Source organism: Flavobacterium tistrianum, from assembly GCF_003254545.1.
Taxonomy (GTDB): domain Bacteria; phylum Bacteroidota; class Bacteroidia; order Flavobacteriales; family Flavobacteriaceae; genus Flavobacterium; species Flavobacterium tistrianum.
Window position 1 is genome coordinate 249870 of sequence record NZ_QJRH01000071.1, and the last position, 15694, is coordinate 265563.

At 36.2% G+C, this 15694-nt stretch carries 11 protein-coding genes and 1 riboswitch; of the genes, 9 read left to right on the forward strand and 2 right to left on the reverse strand.

Features of this window, described 5'->3' with window-relative positions; all coding sequences use genetic code 11:
- The first annotated feature begins 51 nt into the window (after positions 1-51).
- The 8 genes from DMB71_RS16130 to DMB71_RS16165 all read left to right on the forward strand — a co-directional run bounded on the left by DMB71_RS16130 (position 52) and on the right by DMB71_RS16165 (position 11043).
- Positions 52-1104 (forward strand): NAD(P)/FAD-dependent oxidoreductase, encoded by a 1053-nt coding sequence (locus DMB71_RS16130; RefSeq protein WP_111367811.1) that lies wholly within the window; start codon positions 52-54, stop codon positions 1102-1104.
- Between the two features lie 357 nt (positions 1105-1461).
- Positions 1462-1577: riboswitch (SAM riboswitch) on the forward strand.
- A gap of 328 nt (positions 1578-1905) precedes the next feature.
- Entirely contained in the window at positions 1906-2910 is a 1005-nt protein-coding gene (locus DMB71_RS16135) for a homocysteine S-methyltransferase family protein (protein WP_111367813.1), read from the forward strand.
- Between the two features lie 29 nt (positions 2911-2939).
- On the forward strand, positions 2940-3398 hold the full coding sequence (locus DMB71_RS16140; protein ID WP_111367815.1) for a hypothetical protein: 459 nt from the start codon (positions 2940-2942) through the stop codon (positions 3396-3398).
- Between the two features lie 232 nt (positions 3399-3630).
- Positions 3631-6306: a methionine synthase gene (gene metH, locus DMB71_RS16145; protein ID WP_111367817.1), complete on the forward strand. Its 2676-nt coding sequence runs from the start codon at positions 3631-3633 to the stop codon at positions 6304-6306.
- A 90-nt stretch (positions 6307-6396) separates the two neighbouring features.
- On the forward strand, positions 6397-7353 hold the full coding sequence (metF, locus tag DMB71_RS16150) for a methylenetetrahydrofolate reductase [NAD(P)H] (protein WP_111367819.1): 957 nt from the start codon (positions 6397-6399) through the stop codon (positions 7351-7353).
- Between the two features lie 221 nt (positions 7354-7574).
- Complete coding sequence (locus DMB71_RS16155; RefSeq protein WP_111367821.1) at positions 7575-8228, forward strand: class I SAM-dependent methyltransferase; 654 nt, start codon at positions 7575-7577, stop codon at positions 8226-8228.
- A 78-nt stretch (positions 8229-8306) separates the two neighbouring features.
- Positions 8307-9530 carry a dicarboxylate/amino acid:cation symporter gene (locus DMB71_RS16160; protein WP_111367823.1) on the forward strand — a complete coding sequence of 408 codons (1224 nt, stop codon included), beginning with the start codon at positions 8307-8309 and terminating at the stop codon, positions 9528-9530.
- Positions 9531-9642: 112 nt separating this feature from the next.
- On the forward strand, positions 9643-11043 hold the full coding sequence (locus tag DMB71_RS16165) for a pyridoxal phosphate-dependent decarboxylase family protein (protein WP_111367825.1): 1401 nt from the start codon (positions 9643-9645) through the stop codon (positions 11041-11043).
- Positions 11044-11374: 331 nt separating this feature from the next.
- Here DMB71_RS16165 and gldA read toward each other — a convergent pair whose 3' ends face one another.
- Positions 11375-12271 (reverse strand): gliding motility-associated ABC transporter ATP-binding subunit GldA, encoded by an 897-nt coding sequence (gldA, locus tag DMB71_RS16170; protein WP_111367827.1) that lies wholly within the window; start codon positions 12269-12271, stop codon positions 11375-11377.
- A 148-nt stretch (positions 12272-12419) separates the two neighbouring features.
- Between gldA and DMB71_RS16175 the strand changes: the two genes are divergently transcribed.
- Complete coding sequence (locus DMB71_RS16175) at positions 12420-12998, forward strand: outer membrane beta-barrel protein (protein ID WP_111367829.1); 579 nt, start codon at positions 12420-12422, stop codon at positions 12996-12998.
- Positions 12999-13284: 286 nt separating this feature from the next.
- Here DMB71_RS16175 and metE read toward each other — a convergent pair whose 3' ends face one another.
- Entirely contained in the window at positions 13285-15606 is a 2322-nt protein-coding gene (metE, locus tag DMB71_RS16180) for a 5-methyltetrahydropteroyltriglutamate--homocysteine S-methyltransferase (protein ID WP_111367831.1), read from the reverse strand.
- Positions 15607-15694: the final 88 nt, after the last annotated feature.

Below are 15694 nucleotides of genomic sequence, written 5' to 3' on the forward strand. Positions count from 1 at the left end.
GGATTTATTCGTTTCTTTGCGTTATTAAGAATGATTATAAACAACAACATAATGATTAAAACAGATATACTTATAATTGGAGCAGGCCCAACAGGTTTATTTGCCGTTTTTGAGGCAGGATTGCTAAAATTAAAATGCCACATTTTAGATGCGCTTCCACAACCAGGAGGACAACTATCAGAGTTATATCCAAAAAAACCAATTTATGATATTCCTGGATTCCCAGAAGTATTAGCCGGAGATTTAGTTGACGGATTAATGGAGCAAATTAAACAATTTGAACCAGGATTTACTTTAGGAGAACGTGCTGAAACAGTTGAAAAGCAAGAAGACGGAACTTTCATTGTAACATCAAACAAAGGAACTAAATTCCACGCGCCGGTTATTGCAATCGCTGGAGGTTTAGGAAGTTTCGAGCCTCGTAAACCACTTATCGAAGATATCGAGTTTTATGAAGATAAAGGAGTAAAATACTTCATCAAAAATCCTGAGAAATTCAGAGATAAAAGAGTTGTAATTGCAGGAGGAGGAGATTCAGCGTTAGACTGGTCAATTTTCTTAGCAAATGTAGCTTCAGAAGTAACTTTAATTCACAGAAGAAACGAATTCAGAGGAGCTTTAGATTCTGTAGAAAAAGTACAGGAATTAAAATCAGCAGGAAAGATCAAATTAATCACTCCTGCAGAAGTTGTTGGAATCAACGGAGCAGAGCGCGTAGAGTCATTAGATATCGAAGAAAACGGCGCACACCGTAAAATCGACTGCGATTATTTCATTCCGCTTTTCGGATTAACGCCAAAATTAGGTCCAATTGGAGACTGGGGATTAGAAATCGAGAAAAATGCCATTAAAGTAAACAATGCATTAGATTACCAAACGAACATTCCAGGAATCTTCGCCATTGGAGACGTAAACACATACCCAGGAAAATTAAAGTTGATTCTTTGCGGATTCCACGAAGCAACTTTAATGTGCCAGGCTGCTTACTCAATCATCAATCCAGGTAAAAAATACGTATTGAAATATACAACAGTTTCTGGAGTAGACGGTTTCGACGGAACTCGTAAAGAGGCTCCAAAAGCGGTTGTTAAAGCGATAGTCTAAGTTGCTGAGATACTGAGTTTCTAAGACACTAAGATTTTTATATAGAAAGCTCAAACTTGAAAAAGTTTGAGCTTTATTTTTTAGCAAAGTATATAAAACATAGCCAGTGGTTTCAACCACTGGAAGACAACGAATAAACGCATCGCATAATCACAATACGGTCCCGCGGTTGAAACCGCGGGCTATATTTCAAAAACAGAAGCTAAAAAAAAAACTTAGAAACTCAGTGTCTTAGAGTCTCAGCATCTTAATAAAAACTTAGAACCTTAGCATCTTAGTCCCTCAGCACCTTAGAAAAAAAACATTTGCAAATCGAAACCCTATTTCATACCTTTGCACTGTTCTTAAAATTATTGTTCGTTATCACGAAAGGCGGAGGGATAGACCCAATGAAACCTTAGCAACCCTTTATCATAAAGAAGGTGCTAAATTCTACTTTTTACTAATTTTCAAGTATTAAAGATAGATAACACAAATACATTACAAGTATTTCTCAAAACTTTTCCAGACAACATACAATATTTACCGAAGCAATTCAGTAGAAGGAGCGAATCATTGGCGCATTTTTGCAGTCAATAGTTCCCGCTGTACACAAATATCTTTTATTCTGAACCCCAGAATAAAAGGATATTTGCTTCCATCGGGGCTAATGAGCCAGCAATAGTGAGTTTTTGGAATTAAAGTAAAAAAATATCGAAGGTTAAACCCGACAGGTTTTTAAAACCTGTCGGGTTTAAATAGAGCCTTCAAAATTATAATTAAAAAAGCTTTGTGCCTTAGCGCCTTAGCGGCAATTACAACATGGCAATTACGATACAAGAAGCAATAAAAAAAAATATCCTAATCCTTGACGGAGCAATGGGAACAATGTTGCAACGCTACAATTTCTCAGAAGAAGATTTCAGAGGAGAGCGTTTTAAAGATTTCCCGCATCCGTTAAAAGGAAACAACGATTTACTATCCCTAACACAACCACAAGCAATCCGCGATGTTCATGCCGCTTATTTTGAAGCAGGTGCTGACATCGTAGAAACCAATACCTTTTCAGGAACGACAATCGGTATGGCCGATTATCACATGGAAGATTTGGTTTACGAGTTAAACTACGAATCGGCAAAACTTGCACGCGAGGTTGCCGATGAGTTTACCGCAAAAAATCCGGAAAAACCACGTTTCGTAGCCGGTTCAATTGGCCCGACAAACCGTACGGCAAGTATGTCGCCAGACGTAAACGATCCGGGTTACAGAGCTGTAACATTTGACGATTTGCGAATTGCTTACAAACAACAAGCAGAAGCTTTAATGGACGGCGGCTGTGATTTACTTTTAGTAGAAACGATTTTCGATACATTAAATGCAAAAGCAGCACTTTTTGCCATCGAAGAAGTAAAGGAAGAACGTAATCTGGATATTCCAATCATGGTTTCAGGAACGATTACCGATGCTTCAGGAAGAACACTTTCTGGACAAACAGTTGAAGCGTTTTTGATTTCAGTTTCGCATATTCCGTTGCTAAGTGTAGGATTCAATTGTGCCCTTGGAGCCGATTTGTTGAAACCGTATTTAAAAACATTAGCGCACAATACAAGTTTTAATGTTTCGGCGCATCCAAACGCAGGATTGCCAAACGCTTTCGGGCAATACGATGAAACACCAGAACAAACCCAGGCTTTTATTAGAGAATATTTAGAAGACAATTTAATTAATATCATCGGAGGTTGTTGCGGAACAACACCAGATCATATTCGATTAATGGCTGAGGTTGCGAAGGATTATAAGCCGAGAGTTGCGCCTGTTTTTGAATAATTTAGAAAATTCTGTACAAATAAAAAATTATGCTAAAAGCAAGTAAAATTCTTCTAGTTTTTATTTTACTAAATTTTTGTTCTTGTGATAAGTTAGATACAAGAGAACTGATTGTTAAAAATAGTTCTGATAAAATAATATATAGCATTCTATCTGAAAATGATAGTATGAATGATTCAGGCTTTTATTATGAATATCAAGATGATTTTAATGAAAGTAAAAGAGGGGATTATGATGCTCCATTTGTTTTTGAGGAAATCATGAGCGGAAAAATGATTGCTAATAGCGATAGACCGAGATATTGGGATAATTATTTTCAAAGATTAGAAGATAAAAAAGCAAGGTTGTTTATTGTAGAAAAGAATAGTGTAGATAAATACGGCTGGAAAACAATATTTGCTAAAAATATTTACAGTAAAAAGTATTATATCACTCTTGAAAAATTAGATAGCCTTAACTGGCAAATTGAATATAAAGGGGGTAATTAAGAGAATCAAATAGAATGAATTTCTTATGAAACCGAGTTTGCGTGAGGGATAGAAGTGAAAAGCCCACAGCCTGACGAAGGAAGTGCGAGGACTTGTAACGGATAGCCCGGTTCGCCGCGGCGAAACACGCCCAAAATAATAAAAAGATTACAGGTTTATAGACCTAAAAAATATAGAATAAAAAAAAACTCAGAATCTAAGCATCTTAGAATCTCAGTAACTTTAAAAAGAAATGACAGAAAAAAGAAGAGACCTTGTATTATCAGGATTAGAACCGTTGATTATTACGCCGGAAAGTGTTTTCGTGAATGTGGGTGAGCGTACAAACGTAACAGGTTCAAGAAAATTCCTAAGATTAATCAAGGAAGAGAAATACGACGAGGCACTTGATATTGCAAGACAGCAGGTAGAAGGAGGAGCGCAAATCATCGATATTAATATGGATGAAGGAATGCTTGACGGTGTTACAGCAATGACTAAATTTTTGAATTTAATTGCGGCAGAACCAGACATTTCGAGAGTACCGATTATGATCGACAGTTCGAAATGGGAAATCATTGAAGCTGGTCTTAAAGTAGTTCAGGGAAAAAGCGTTGTAAACTCTATTTCGTTAAAAGAAGGAGAAGAAGCTTTTATTCACCACGCTAAATTAATCAAACGTTACGGAGCGGCAGCGATTGTTATGGCTTTTGACGAAGTTGGTCAGGCTGATAATTACGATCGTCGAGTGGAGATCTGTCAGCGTTCGTATGATATTTTGGTGAACAAAGTAGATTTTCCCCCGCAGGATATTATTTTCGATTTAAACATTTTCCCAGTTGCAACGGGAATGGAAGAGCACAGATTGAACGCATTGGATTTCTTTAGAGGAACAAAATGGGTTCGTGATAACCTTCCGCACGCGCACATCAGTGGTGGAGTGAGTAACGTTTCGTTCTCTTTTAGAGGAAACGATACGGTTCGTGAAGCAATGCACTCGGTTTTCTTATACCATGCCATTAAAAACGGAATGACAATGGGAATCGTGAATCCAGAGATGCTTACGATTTATGATGATATTCCGAAAGACTTATTAGAATACGTTGAAGACGTAATTCTGGACAGACGAGACGACGCAACCGAAAGACTTTTGGATTTTGCTGAAAGTGTAAAAGGTGAAGCAAAAACAGATGAAAAAGCGGTTCAAGAGTGGCGTTTAGGATCGGTTCAAGATCGTATTACGCATTCATTGGTAAAAGGAATTGATACTTTTATTGAAGAAGATGTTGAAGAAGCACGTTTAGCCGCAACAAAGCCAATCGAAGTTATCGAGATCAACTTAATGGCCGGAATGAATGTAGTTGGAGATTTATTCGGAAGTGGAAAAATGTTCCTGCCTCAGGTGGTGAAATCGGCTCGTGTAATGAAAAAAGCGGTTGCTTATTTATTGCCTTTTATCGAAGCCAGCAAACAAGCCGGTGATAAACAAGGAAACGGAAAAATCCTGATGGCGACTGTAAAAGGTGACGTTCACGATATTGGTAAAAACATCGTTTCGGTGGTTTTGGCATGTAATAATTATGAGATTGTAGATTTAGGAGTAATGGTTCCTCCAGAGAAAATTATTTCGGCTGCAATTGAACATGAAGTGGATATCATAGGTTTAAGCGGACTGATCACACCTTCGCTTGACGAAATGGTGTATTTGGCCAAAGAATTAGACAAACAAGATATTAAAATCCCGATTATGATTGGTGGAGCAACAACTTCGCGTGCGCATACAGCTGTAAAAATTGCACCTCAATACAGAGAAACCGTAATTCACGTTAACGATGCTTCAAGAGCCGTTACCGTTGCCGGAAACCTATTAGATCATAATAGAAAAATATATGCTGCAGATATTCGTGCAGAATATGACTCGTTTAGAGAAACATTTTTAAATCGTTCAAGAGATAAAAACTTCTTGACGATTGAAGATGCTCGTAAAAATAAATTACCATTGGATTGGTCTGAATATACTCCAGTTAAACCAAAAGTAATTGGCGCACAAACCATCGAAGTAGAATTGGATGTTTTGGTTCCGTATATTGACTGGACGCCATTTTTCCAAACTTGGGAATTGTACGGAAAATATCCAGCAATTTTGACTGATGAAGTTGTGGGTAAAGAAGCGACTTCAGTTTTTAACGATGCTCAGGCAATGCTAAAAGTAATTTTAGAAGAGAAAAAACTAAAAGCAAAAGGTATTTACGGAATTTTCCCTGCAAATCAGGTAAATGACGACGATATCGAATTGCGTGATGAAAACGGAAAAGTTCTAGAGAAATTCTTAACGCTTCGTCAGCAGTCGCAAAAAACGAAAGGCGCACCAAACATCGCTTTAGCTGATTTTATTCTACCAAAAGAAAGCGGAATAGAAGATTATATGGGAGCTTTCTGCGTAACGACAGGTTTTGGTGTTGACGAATGGGCAGCGGAATATGAAAAGAATTTAGACGATTATAATTCGATTATGGTGAAAGCGCTTGCCGATCGTTTTGCTGAGGCTTTCGCCGAATATCTTCACGAGCGAGTGCGTAAAGATTTCTGGGGTTATGACAGCGAAGAATCTTTAACCAACGAAGAATTGATTAAAGAAAGCTATAAAGGAATTCGTCCGGCTCCAGGTTATCCGGCTTGTCCAGATCACTTGGAAAAACCAACAATCTGGAAGCTTTTAGATGTTGAAAAACAAATAGGAGTGAAGTTGACAGAAAGTATGGCGATGTGGCCAGCTTCATCGGTTTCAGGATATTATTTCGGAAACCCAAAAAGCCGTTATTTCGGACTAGGAAAAATAAAAGAAGATCAGGTGACAGATTACGCCAAACGCCGAAATGTACCGCTTGATTACGCAATGAAATGGTTAAACCCTAATATAGCAGATTAACGAAAAAGTTATTTTAGTTTCAGGTTTCAGGTTTCAAGTTCTCTACAGCAACTTGAAACTTTAAACCTGAAACCTGAAACAAAAAAAGAAATGAAAGTAACAGAACATATAGAAAAGGCCAAAGGAAGAACATTATTCTCGTTTGAAATTATTCCGCCTCAAAAAGGTAAAAGCATTCAGGAATTATACGACAATATTGATCCGTTGATGGAGTTTAATCCGCCGTTTATTGATGTAACAACTTCTCGCGAGGAGTATATTTACATTGACCGCGGTAATGGACTTTTGGACAAAAAGCTGACTCGTATGCGTCCGGGAACGCTTGGAATTTGCGCTTCTATAAAACATAAATACAATGTAGATACTGTTCCGCATTTGCTTTGCGGTGGTTTCACTAAAGAAGAAACCGAGTACATGCTGGTTGACTGTCATTATTTAGGAATCAACAACGTAATGGCACTTCGCGGAGACGCTATGAAAGACGAACAGTCTTTTGTGCCAAAAGCAGGAGGAAATCACTACGCAATTGATTTGGTAAAACAAATCAACGATTTGAACTGCGGAAAATATCTTCATGAAGTAATGGATGCTGACAACAAAGCGGATTTCTGTATTGGTGTTGCGGGTTATCCTGAAAAACATTTAGAATCACCATCTTTACAGTCAGATTTAAAAAGATTAAAAGAAAAAGTAGACGCAGGAGCAGATTACGTAGTAACACAAATGTTTTTTGACAACGCTAAATATTTTGCCTTTGTAGAAAAAGCAAGGGAAATGGGAATTACGATTCCGATTATTCCTGGAATTAAACCAATTGCTGTTCAAAGACACTTACAGGTTCTGCCACAGATTTTCAGAATCGATTTACCAGAAGATTTAATCGATGCTGTAGATAAATGCAAAAATAACGCTGAAATTAAACAAGTTGGAATAGAGTGGGCGATTCAGCAGTCATTAGAATTAAAAGCAGCTGGAGTTCCGTTTTTACACTATTATTCAATGGGAAAATCGGAGAATATTCGCCAGATTGCAAGTCAAGTATTTTAAAGTCTTTGCGAGGAACTTTGTCAAAGTTTTAAACTTTGACAAAGTTGTTCAAGTATAGTTTGTCATTCCGAGGAACGAGGAATCTCACTCGGGTTTCGACAAAGATTGGCGATCTACTTTGTGGAGTTTCTAGTGTGATTCCTCGTTCCTCGTAATGACAAAAAAGTTGGGATTTGGTCCCGATAGCTATCGGGATTAATTGGAATTTAAAAATACCCATTATGAAACAAGAAGAACTACAAGCCATAGCCTCTCAATTAAAACATCCATCGGGAGAAAAAGGAATTGAAATGGCCAATATGATGAACGAAACGAACATCAATATGACCAAACATTCCATTAAAAATCTAAATATATCTAGCGAAAACAGAATTCTGGAATTAGGCCACGGAAATGCAGGACACGTTGAGTTTCTGTTTGAACAAGCAGAAAAACTAAAATACTACGGACTGGAAATGTCGGAACTGATGTTTCAGGAAGCGCGCCAGATCAATCGAAATTTTGTTTCTCAAAAACAAGCTTTCTTTTCGCTTTATGACGGAAATACGATTCCGTTTGAGGATGGATTATTCGATAAAATATTTACTGTAAACACTATTTATTTCTGGCAGAAGCCTGAAGAATTGCTTTCAGAAATTTATAGGGTTCTAAAGCCAAATGGAAATTTCTGTGTAACTTTTGCACAGGAAGATTTCATGAAGCAACTTCCATTTACTCAATTTGAATTTGAGCTTTACAACACAGAAAAAGCACAAAAACTAATTGAAAAAACAGCTTTTAAAATTGTTTATATTGAAAGTCAGACAGAACAAGTAAAAAGCAAAACAGGCGAACTTGCTGAAAGGGTTTTTACTACGATTGTTTTGGAAAAGTAACGAATCAATTTTCGCAATCTTTTTTTGAGTACTTTCATTTTTTATTATTAACCCTTCTGAATTATAATTCTCTACACTATGGAAGTGAAGAAAATCAATTTTTTGCAGAGTTACAGCAGTATTTTATGGCTTCTTGGCGGTATTATAATCGGAAGTATTTTTGGTTTAGTATTTGGAGAAGATGTTTTGATCATAAAACCACTTGGTGATATTTTTCTGAATTTACTTTTCACAGCGATTATTCCGCTTATTTTTTTTACGATTGGTTCTTCTGTTGCGAATTTGGAACGTACAGAAAAGCTTGGAAAACTCTTTATCATAATGATATTGGTTTTTCTGGCAACAATTCTGATTTCAGCAATTGTGATGATTTGCGCTGTTTATCTTTTTCCGATACATGAAGATATTGCAATTGCCAAAGTTCCGTTTGAAGAAGTAACCTCAGGATCGGCAGGAGAACAAATTGCGAAACTGCTTACAGCCAATGATTTCTTCGAATTATTGTCTCGAAAAAGTATGTTGGCATTAATTATTTTCTCTTTTTTAGTTGGTTTCGCCACATTGCAATCAGGAGAAAAAGGAAGCGCTTTCAAGAGTTTTCTCGATTCAGGAAACGAGGTGATGAAACAGCTTCTAAACATTATCATGAAATTTGCGCCTATTGGTTTAGGTGCTTATTTTGCTTATCAAGTTGGAGTTTTCGGACCGCAATTACTTGGAGTTTATGCGAAACCAATGGCAGTTTATTATGCTGCTTGCGTGTTTTATTTCTTTACTTTCTTTAGTCTATATGCACTTGTTGCTGGCGGAAAAAGAGCTTTTAAAGTTTTTTGGAGCAATAATATAATGCCTTCTCTAACAGCAGTTGGAACCTGCAGCAGTATTGCGACTATTCCAGCCAATTTAGCAGCAGCAGAAAAAATGGGAATTCCGGCTCATGTGCGTAATTTGGTAATTCCGCTTGGAGCGCCTTTGCACAAAGATGGGTCGAGTATGTCATCTATCTTAAAAATAACTTTTTTATTTGCCATGTTTGGTAAAGATTTTTCAGATCCGATGACAATTCTTTTGGCACTCGGAATTACAGTTATCGTTTCAATTGTCGAAGGCGGAATCCCGAACGGAGGCTATATTGGAGAAATTTTAGCCATAACAGTTTATGGTTTTCCTATGGAACAGGCGCTTCCAGTTGCCATGATTCTGGGAACATTGGTTGATCCAATTGCTACTTTATTAAATGCTAACGGAGATGTAATCTGCTCTATGATGGTTTCTAGATTCTCCGAAAAGACAAAGTGGTAGCTACTCTATAAATTTCCAATACTTTAAATAAACACTAAAAGCAACATTTCTCGTGTTGAATGGCTTCGACTTCTCTCAGCCTGACAATGCGTGATGTAAACAACTATATAATATGAATTCAAAATTACAGCACGATCTCAATAATTTTGAGAATATCTTAGAAAAAACAAAACAGCAAGGAATTGATTTCCTTAATAATATTGATAACGTTCCAACGTCCAATACTTATTCAATTGATACTAAAACCGTTTTAAACGAATTAGGTTTAGGATCTATAGAAGCTTTAAAGGAATTTAATGAGAGACTGGCTCCATTGATGGTTTCTTCTTCTGGGCCGAGATATTGGGGATTTGTGACAGGCGGTTCAACACCGGCATCTATTGTGGGAGATTGGCTGGCATCGGTTTATGATCAAAATACACAATCAGTAACATCTCAAGGCGGAAATTCAGCATTAATAGAATTCGAAACCATCAATTTATTATTGCAATTATTAGAACTTCCTGATTCTTTTTTAGGCGGATTTGTTACTGGTGCTACAATGTCAAACTTTACTTCTCTTGCCGTTGCAAGACAATGGTTTGGGAAGCAGTTAGGAAAAGATTTTGCTAAAAACGGAATTTCAGAACCAATTACTATCTTAACAGCAACACCGCATTCATCTTCTATAAAATGTTTGTCACTTTTAGGAATTGGAAGCCAGAATTATACGGTTGTAAAAACAATTGAAGGTAATCGTGAAGCTTTGGATATTGCCGATTTAGAAGAAAAAATCAAAGCTTTAAACGGAAAACCTTTTATTTTGATTTCGAGTGCAGGAACGGTAAATACTGCCGATTTTGATGATTTTGAAGCCATTGCAGCATTAAAAGAAAAATACAATTTCTGGTGGCATATTGATGGTGCTTTTGGTGGATTTGCTGCCGTTTCAGAAAAATACAAGCATTATGTAAAAGGCTGGGATGGCGCAGACAGTATTACTATTGACTGCCATAAATGGCTAAATGTGCCTTATGAAAGCGCTTTTTATTTAATTAAAAAAGAACACATTAATCTTCAGATTGAAACCTTTCAGAATTCAAATGCGCCCTATTTAGGCAATCCGTTGGAGAATTTTAATTATTTGAATGTGCTTCCTGAAAATTCACGCCGTTTGCGTGCGTTACCCGTATGGTTTTCCCTTAAAGCCTACGGAAAAGAAGGTTTTAAAGACATTATCGAAGATAGTACAGCATTGGCTTTGCATTTTGGAAATGCCTTAATAGAAAATGATTTTGAGCTGTTAGCGCCAATTCGTCTTAATAATGTCTGCTTTACGCTGAAAGGAGAACACAATCAGGAAAAAGTAACTCAATTTTTGTCTGCTTTGAATGATACTGGAAAAGTATTTATGACTCCGACCGTTTATCAAAATAAAAAGGGAATTAGAGCTTCTTTTGTGAATTGGAGAACTACAGAAGATGATGTAAAACTTGTAATTGAAGAAATGCGAGAAGTGCTTTCAGAATTATAAACCTTATAAAAGTAGAAGAGCCTGTTTGAAGGAACAGGCTCTTGACTAACACAAAAAAAACAAAAAACAAGGTATTTAAAGAACGAAATTTATATGCGGTATGTAAATGCAATTGTTTCTATAGAAGAAGTATGCATGACTTATCGTGGCATTCAAAATTTGATTTGCCAAATATAATATTATTTATAACAAGTCTAAATAAAAATAGTAATTATTTTTTACGAAAAACCTCTAGTTTGTTGATTTGTAAAGAAAAGGACTATGATGTGAAATAAAAAAGCGGTCTGTTTTTTATAAAACAAACCGCTTTTCTATTGAAAAACTGAATAACTTATTTTGTGATTTCTCTAAAAACAGCTTCCAGATTTTTATTTTTTTGATTCAATTGTAAAGTCTTTAACCCATTTTCGTTGGCAAAGTCAAAAATAGCAGGACGCATATCTTTGTCTGTAACAAAAGTCAGCTCCCATGTCATGTCATGAGTATTTACGTACGAAGAAATATTTTCTAGTCTAGCCAAAAGCTGTTCTTCAACTTTGTAATCAAACTCTACTTCAATAACTTGCTCTTTATCGGCAGTTACTAAATGGTCTAATTTATTGTCGGCAACAATTTGTCCTTTGTCAATAATTATGACACGATCACAAATTGCTTCAACTTCTTGCATAATGTGTGTGGATAAAAAAACTGTTTTATTTTTCCCCGCATTTTTAATCACATTACGAATTTCCATTAACTGATTCGGATCCAGACCTGTAGTTGGTTCGTCCAAAATTAAAACTTCTGGATCATGAAGCAAAGCATTTGCCAATCCAACACGTTGGCGGTATCCTTTAGAAAGCTCTCCAATCTTTTTATGGCTTTCTGGTGTCAGTCCTGTCAGTTGAATTACTTCTTCAATTCTTGATTTTGGCACGTTGTAAACATCGGCATTAAAAGCCAAATACTCACGAACATACAGATCCAAATATAAAGGATTGTGTTCTGGTAAATACCCAATAGAACGTTGGACTTCTTTTGCGTTTGTCATGACATCGTGACCATTTACAAGGGCTGAGCCACTATTGGCAAGTAAATAAGTGGTCAAAATTTTCATCAAAGTAGATTTTCCAGCTCCGTTTGGACCAAGAAATCCTACGATTTCTCCTTTTTCAATTTTAAAAGAAATTTCATTTAAAGCTTTTTGCTCTCCGTAACTTTTTGATATACTGTTTACTTCTATCGACATGACTTTTTATTTGTTACAAAAGTAACTAGAAATAGTTTCGATTGCTAAAAATTTATCTCTTAAAGTAATTATAAAAAAATTGGACAGCCCAGCATTCACGGCATCGTTATTGTTAAGGGAATGCTAAAATTAAAATAAAATCCAAATCATGAAAAAAATTCTAGTGATGGCTGCTTTAGCTATCTGCAGTTTTGCAAACGCACAAAAAGGAACAGTATTAGTAGGTGGTAACATCTCTTATTCTTCTGAAACAAGAGATTTCGGTAATGCTGAAAGAAAATCAAACGAATTTGCTTTTTCTCCAAAAGTAGGTTACCAATTTCACGAAAACTGGACAGTTGGAGGTGAGTTTACAGTTGCTTCTTCAAAAGATGATCAAGGTGTAAACGAATACAAAACAAACAGTTCTAAATTTGGTGCATTTGTACGTTACACAATGCCATTAAGCCAAACTTTCTCAGTATTCGCAGATTTAGGAGCTGGTTTCCAAAATCAAACTGAAAAAGATTACGTTGGATCAAACTACACAAAATACAAAGCAGATGGAATGTATATTGGTGTAGTTCCAGCTCTTTTCATTAACATGAAAAATGGTTTTGGTCTTAACTTTAGCATTGGTGGTTTAGGATACGAAACTTTAAATTATGATAACAACGGTCCAGATGTTAGCAGATTTAATTTCAACTTTGGTAAAACAGCTAGCATTGGAATCTCTAAAAACTTCTAATCTTTAGTTTTTATATTCAATTTCAGAAAGCGCTCCAAACGGAGCGCTTTTTTTGTGGTGGGACTTATGAAAACTAGATTTTCTGATTTAGCCCCGATAGGAACGATATCCTTTTATGGTGGGGTTCACCATAAAAGATATAGTGTATAGCGGGACTAAAGTTGTTTTGAAAATTAAATTCTCTTGCTCCTAAAAAAATAAATACCAACAAAATGAAGCCGAACCGAATCATAACTAATATTCGGCCTCATTTGCTAGCATAAAAACAAAAACTATTTAAAAAGAATTAAGTCACAGGATTTTCTACTGCTGTTCGCATTTCTTGAGCTGCTGCAACCATTTCGATCAATGCTTTTTTAGTTTCGTCCCAATGGCGGGTTTTTAAACCGCAATCTGGATTTACCCACAACTGGTCAATTGGAATAACAGCTGAAGCTTTTTCTAATAAACGAACCATTTCTTTGCTTGACGGAACGCGTGGAGAGTGAATGTCATAAACTCCAGGGCCAATTTCGTTTGGATATTTAAAGTCTGCAAAAGCATCCAAAAGTTCCATTTGCGAGCGTGAACATTCGATTGTAATAACGTCTGCGTCCATGTCGGCAATGTTTTGAATGATGTCGTTGAATTCGCTATAACACATGTGTGTATGAATTTGAGTGTCATCGTTTACTCCGCTTGCCGAAATTCGGAATGCACGAACTGCCCAATCTAAGTATTTCGCCCATTCTTCTTTTCTTAGCGGAAGACCTTCGCGAATAGCAGGCTCATCAATTTGAATGATTTTGATTCCAGCTTTTTCCAAATCGACAACTTCATCGCGAATAGCCAAAGCAATTTGTGTACAAGTTTCAGAACGAGGCTGGTCGTTTCGTACAAATGACCATTGCAGGATTGTTACAGGTCCAGTAAGCATTCCTTTTACCCATTTTGGAGTTAAAGATTGTGCATATTGTGACCATTTTACTGTCATTGGATTCGGACGAGAAACGTCTCCGTAAATAACTGGCGGTTTCACGCAACGGCTTCCGTAACTCTGAACCCAGCCGTTTTTCGTAAAAGTAAATCCTGATAATTGTTCTCCAAAATATTCTACCATGTCGTTTCGTTCAAACTCACCATGAACTAAAACATCGATTCCGGTTTCTTCTTGAAAACGAATGGTTGCCTCGGTTTCTTTTTCGATTAAATCATTGTATTCCTGAGCTGTTAATTCTCCTTTTTTGAATCTCGCTCTCCAGCTTCTCACTTCTGCTGTTTGAGGGAAAGACCCGATTGTTGTAGTTGGAAATAAAGGCAGTTTTAAAGCTTCAATTTGGCTTTTTCTTCTTGATGCAAAAGTGCTTTTACGTTTATCATCAGAAGCTGTGATTCCAGCAACGCGTGCTTTAACTTCGTTGTTATGAATTAATTTCGAAGTTTTTCGGTTTTCGTTTGCCAAAACATTTTCTTTGTAATCAGCTGAATTTTCAGGATTCACTTCGTTTGAAGCAAATTGTTTTAAAAGAACAATTTCACTGATTTTCTGTTTAGCAAAAGCTAGCCATTGCTTGATTTCAGGAGTTAAGGTCTGATCGTTTGTTTCTAAATCTAAATCGCATGGACTGTGAATTAATGAACAAGAAGGAGCAATCAAAATTCTATCAGTTCCTAGGGCATCAGTAGCTTTTTTGATTAATTCTAAAGACTTTTTAAAATCATTTTTCCAGATATTTCTTCCGTCAACCACTCCAAGAGAAAGATTTACGTTTAAGGCCAATTTTCCAGATTCTAAAATGTCATCTAATTGAAGCGGACAACGAACTAAATCTAAGTGAAAAGTATCAACAGGAAGTGCTAAAGCAGTTCCTAGATTTTCTCCAAAACAGTCAAAATAATTAGCTAAAACAACTTTTAGTTTTGGGAAACTTTTGTTGATTTCATTGTACACTTTCGTCAAAACGCCTCTTTCTTTATCAGTTAAATTTAAAGCTAAGAAAGGCTCGTCGAACTGAATGTATTCTGCATTTTCGGCTTGCAGTTTTTCTAAAATCTCGAAATAAACAGGCAATAAAGCATCAATAAGATCAATTCTATTAAACCCCTCTTCTTTTTCTTTTCCTAATAAAAGATAAGAAACTGGCCCGATTAAAACAGGTTTTGTTTTGATTCCTAATGAATTTGCTTCTTTGAACTCATTGATTATTTTTTCAGAAAACAATTCAAACTTTTGATTCTTTGTGAATTCAGGAACAATGTAATGATAGTTGGTGTCGAACCATTTTGTCATTTCCATTGCCACAACATCTTGTCCATTTTTTTGAGAACCTCTTGCCATTGCAAAATACAAATCTAGAGACGAATTGCTTTTTGCCAATTCATGATAACGTGCCGGAATTGCTCCAAGCGTTAGCGTTAAATCTAAAACTTGATCATAAAAAGAAAAATCATTAGACGGAATTAAATCAACTCCTGCTTCGGCTTGTAATTTCCAGTTTTTAAGACGAATTTCTTTTCCAGCATCTATAAGTTCTTCTGCCGAAATTTTTCCCGCCCAATACAATTCGCTGGCTTTTTTTAGTTCTCTGTTGCTGCCAATTCTTGGGTAACCTAAGTTGTTTGTTTTCATTTTTGATTCAGTATTTTTTACTGAACAAATTTACATTCTTGGTTTTTATAACTTACATTTGAAGTTTATTTCAGTAAAAAGTGTTTTT

What these genes read in the sequence shown, in the direction of transcription:
- DMB71_RS16130 (WP_111367811.1), top strand. Translation starts at nt 52, where the DNA reads ATGATTAAAACAGATATACTTATAATTGGAGCAGGCCCAACAGGTTTA.
- DMB71_RS16135 (WP_111367813.1), top strand. Translation starts at nt 1,906, where the DNA reads ATGGCAATTACGATACAAGAAGCAATAAAAAAAAATATCCTAATCCTT.
- DMB71_RS16140 (WP_111367815.1), top strand. Translation starts at nt 2,940, where the DNA reads ATGCTAAAAGCAAGTAAAATTCTTCTAGTTTTTATTTTACTAAATTTT.
- metH (WP_111367817.1), top strand. Translation starts at nt 3,631, where the DNA reads ATGACAGAAAAAAGAAGAGACCTTGTATTATCAGGATTAGAACCGTTG.
- metF (WP_111367819.1), top strand. Translation starts at nt 6,397, where the DNA reads ATGAAAGTAACAGAACATATAGAAAAGGCCAAAGGAAGAACATTATTC.
- DMB71_RS16155 (WP_111367821.1), top strand. Translation starts at nt 7,575, where the DNA reads ATGAAACAAGAAGAACTACAAGCCATAGCCTCTCAATTAAAACATCCA.
- DMB71_RS16160 (WP_111367823.1), top strand. Translation starts at nt 8,307, where the DNA reads ATGGAAGTGAAGAAAATCAATTTTTTGCAGAGTTACAGCAGTATTTTA.
- DMB71_RS16165 (WP_111367825.1), top strand. Translation starts at nt 9,643, where the DNA reads ATGAATTCAAAATTACAGCACGATCTCAATAATTTTGAGAATATCTTA.
- gldA (WP_111367827.1), bottom strand. Translation starts at nt 12,271, where the DNA reads ATGTCGATAGAAGTAAACAGTATATCAAAAAGTTACGGAGAGCAAAAA.
- DMB71_RS16175 (WP_111367829.1), top strand. Translation starts at nt 12,420, where the DNA reads ATGAAAAAAATTCTAGTGATGGCTGCTTTAGCTATCTGCAGTTTTGCA.
- metE (WP_111367831.1), bottom strand. Translation starts at nt 15,606, where the DNA reads ATGAAAACAAACAACTTAGGTTACCCAAGAATTGGCAGCAACAGAGAA.